The sequence below is a fragment of the Streptobacillus felis genome (assembly GCF_001559775.1).
GTDB lineage: Bacteria > Fusobacteriota > Fusobacteriia > Fusobacteriales > Leptotrichiaceae > Streptobacillus > Streptobacillus felis.
In genome coordinates this window covers 1-1003 of sequence record NZ_LOHX01000346.1, presented here as the reverse complement: position 1 = coordinate 1003, position 1003 = coordinate 1, and the positions used below count along the sequence as shown (strand labels likewise).

The 1003-nt window shown below is 25.5% G+C and carries 1 protein-coding gene and 1 pseudogene; both read right to left on the bottom strand.

What is annotated here, in order from left to right:
• Window positions 1-190 (bottom strand): hypothetical protein (locus AYC60_RS08120; protein WP_156447718.1); only part of this gene is annotated, 190 nt, incomplete at its 3' end.
• Window positions 187-1003: pseudogene (locus AYC60_RS08115) on the bottom strand (hypothetical protein); the annotation flags it as partial. The pseudogene AYC60_RS08115 and the gene AYC60_RS08120, both read right to left, overlap by 4 nt.

The following is a 1003-nucleotide window of genomic DNA, read 5'->3' as shown; positions in this document are numbered from 1 at the left end:
TATTATTGCTTTTAGCATATTTTAAGTTAGATACTAGTGTATCTATTTTTAATACATCTAGTTCTTCTCCGCTTTTTAAATCACTATTTAAACTAATAGCCAAACTATCCTCTACTCCATTATATATTATCTTATCTATTTCTGTAGAATAAACAATAAATGGAATTAATATTATTAGTAGTTTTTTCATTCTTCTTCCTTTTCTAAAAATATTTCTAATTTATATGTTTTAGGATTATGATATTTTTTAATTTTTTCATATACTTCTTTTTCTATTTCTTCTTTATTACTTAAATCGCAATCTTTACACTTAAGAACAACATATAGGATAGGAAAATACGAAAATGTTTCTGCATATTCATCCCAATTCATAGTTTCAAATTGTCTCACCTCTTTAAAATATTCATCATATATTTCAGAAAATTTCTTTTCATTTTCTTTTTCTTTTTCCCAAAACTCTTCATATGTTAAATCAACTTGTTTAAATACTAATTCTCCATTTTCCTTAAAATATTGATAACGAACTTCTTCCTCTTCACCTAACATATACAAGCTCTTTAAATATCCATAATTTTTTATCCAAGCACCAACAAATATTCTATATTCCTTACTATATTCATCTAAAATTTTTTCCATCTCTCTGAAATCATTACCTTTTTCTTTATTAAATATTAAATCTGTTACTGTATAACTTTTATATCCATACTCTAAAAGTTCTCTTCCTGATAGCATATATCCAAATGAAGATACAAAAACATGTATTTTCCATTTCGGACTAATATATTTACTCTTATTTTTAACAGGTGGATAAAGCCACATATATGTTTCTTCATCCGGTCCACTACCTATCATATAGAACGCCTCTAAGTCTATAGTTCTTCTTTTTATAGCAATGCCTTTTTTTTTTAAACCCTCTATCATAGAACCTTCTGAATTTATTCTAACACATGCTCCAACAAAAAACAGAAATAATACTATAAATACAGACAAACACCCAGTAAAA